Here is a 2408-nt window from a genome sequence, read left to right on the forward strand (position 1 = left end):
GAGTACGAAGGTTAGCCCGCTGTGCCTAGTCGTGAGGCGGCATGTAGTTAGTGACTCGCGACCAACCTTGATCGGCGTTCAAGGGTCGAATGCCCGCTATGGGTCGGAAGCGGACGGAATGACGCTTGGAAGAGTAAGAAGGCGCCTTTAAACTATCTGGCGCACGATGAGGTATCTTAATCGGAGAGTAACTTGATATGGCGCTAATCTACATCATTGATATGCTTTTTATATTTATATCCACATACTTGCTGGTTTTTGTGTTTATAGAAATCAAGCCTTGGATCGGCGTTGTGGCGGTATTCTTTGCCGCATGCGCCCTGCATTTTGCTTTGTACTATATGATAAAGCCAAAATAAACTTTCGCAACGCTGCATATTGCGGCGGTTGTTACGCGGGGATGGAATTTCGGCAAAGGGTCGCCAACAGACCACGGAGATGCGCCTGTGAATGTCTGGTCCGGGGCGGTAGCCCAGAGTCCGCTCCTGGCGCGAGGCTGCCTCGAGGCAAACTGAGAAATGGGTCTCAGGTCATCGGCGTTCTCAGCGTCCGCCTATAGGTCCCGTCATACCCGGATGGTTTGTCTCCCAGACGCGGATCGCGTCCTTGAGTGCCATCAACTCTCGGTAACTGCTTCCATCCTGTACCGAGAACGCCTTGATGCGGTGGATCGCGAGGGCGTAGTCTTCATCTGTCTCGATCGTGAAGGCAGGAGGGTCCGACCTGCAGGATACCGGCCCGTGTTTAATCGTCGTCTTCATGGCGACCTCCGGACGACGGGGCATCTGGTCAATTGTACCCCAGATGAGCGAGTTCGCGATTGCGTCAAATCAACCCGCCCGCTGTTCCGGGAAAACCAAAACCCGGCCAGACCTATTCTATGACTGCGGGAAAGCAGGGAGCAGGTCGGACAATGTACAAGCTCATTCTCATACCCACGGACGGATCGGATTTTGCCCAGAAGGGCGTGAACCATGGCCTGAACCTGGCTAAGAGCGTGGGCGCCAAGGTCACTATAGTCACCGTATCCGAGCCGTTTCCGATCTATGCCGGTGCCGCGGCCAGCGCCGGATGGACAACGCCGCCGATGGAGACGGGGGAGTATGAGGTGAGCCAAAGGCAAGCCGCGGAGAATACATTGGCTGATGCCAGAGCTGCTGCAGATCGTCTCGGCGTCGACGCCGAGACCGTTCACATTCCACAGGCTCTCCCGGCCGAGGCAATCGTAGAAATTGCCAATAACCGCCACTGCAGCCTCATTGTCATGGCTTCGCACGGCGGACGCGGGCTCCGTCGCTTTCTGCTGGGCAGCCAGACCTCCGAGGTACTTTCCCGCAGTTCGGTACCCGTTCTGGTGGTGACGTAGTGTAGATGCCGAGGCGTCTTCGTCCCGCCCTTCCTGTGCGATCGTCACCAGTACATTCTTTGAGCCATCGATTATGATCGCCTCCCAAAGCCTCCCCGCGTCCTGCGCTCTGGGGCGCCGCGTTCGTTGCGTTGGATCAAACTATCGCAGCGAAAATACTCTGAGATGCGAGCCGAACGCGCCTGAGGCGGGACTTAACTCGTGATGAAGCGATCTCACGTCCGACGGAGTGTTTTCGGCATCTTGAGCGCAGCTGATAACCTCCATCTCCTGGCATCCTGCTAGCGCTCGCCTCGCCGCAATCGAACACTGGCTCGTCGCCGCGAACCAGACATTCACAGGCGCGCACCGCCGTTGTCGGCTGGCGGACCAACTCGCACTTTGGCTCTAAGTAATTCGCCACCGCCGACGAAAAGGACTTAGCCTTCCGGAAGTTAGGTTAGCCCCACCCCGCGCATCACGTCGAACGCGCGATGTTGTGGGCGCTAACTCGCTCTTGACCCGCACGGCCGGCGCGCTCGCCAAGTCCTGGCGCTCACAAAGGGAAGTGGATTGACCGCCTCAATCATACGATGATACGATATTTGTATGAGCCGTCCTTCCAGCCTCCATGATGTCCTTGTCGACCGCATCGGTCGGATGGTCGTCACCGGCACTTTCGGAAGTTTGGGCGCCCTGCCTCGGGAGGATGAGCTGGCGAAGACCTTCTCCGTCAGCCGAACGGTGATCCGGGAGGTGACCAAGACGTTGAGGGCGCTCGGGCTGGTCACGACGGGGCCGCGGGTAGGATCCCGGGTCCAGCCGATCGCAACCTGGCGGCTGCTGGATCCGCAGGTGATGGCGTGGATCACCGACGCCGATATGGCGAACGGCTTCGAGCGCGATCTTCTGGAAATCCGCAGCATGGTGGAACCCGCGGCCGCCGCCTTCGCCGCCGAGCGCGGTGCCGACCCGCAGATTGAAGCGGTCATGGCCGCCCTCGGGGCGATGACGAATTCGCCGGACATATCCAGTCACGAGGCTGCGGACCTTCGCTTCCATG

At 58.7% G+C, this 2408-nt stretch carries 3 protein-coding genes; 2 read left to right on the forward strand and 1 reads right to left on the reverse strand.

Translation table 11 applies throughout. The features are described 5' to 3' along the window. Window positions 1–542 precede the first annotated feature (542 nt). Window positions 543–785: a hypothetical protein gene (locus ABZU72_RS28620; RefSeq protein WP_355022156.1), complete on the reverse strand. Its 243-nt coding sequence runs from the start codon at window positions 783–785 to the stop codon at window positions 543–545. A 128-nt stretch (window positions 786–913) separates the two neighbouring features. On the opposite strand from ABZU72_RS28620, the gene ABZU72_RS28625 reads away from it, so the two are divergent. Then, window positions 914–1366 carry a universal stress protein gene (locus ABZU72_RS28625; protein WP_355022157.1) on the forward strand — a complete coding sequence of 151 codons (453 nt, stop codon included), beginning with the start codon at window positions 914–916 and terminating at the stop codon, window positions 1364–1366. A 588-nt stretch (window positions 1367–1954) separates the two neighbouring features. Continuing rightward, window positions 1955–2408, forward strand: a 454-nt coding sequence (locus ABZU72_RS28630) for a GntR family transcriptional regulator (RefSeq protein ID WP_355022158.1), incomplete at its 3' end; no start/stop codon positions are given.

Source organism: Nocardioides sp. NPDC004968 (genome assembly GCF_040608935.1).
In the GTDB taxonomy this organism is placed as follows: domain Bacteria; phylum Actinomycetota; class Actinomycetes; order Propionibacteriales; family Nocardioidaceae; genus Nocardioides.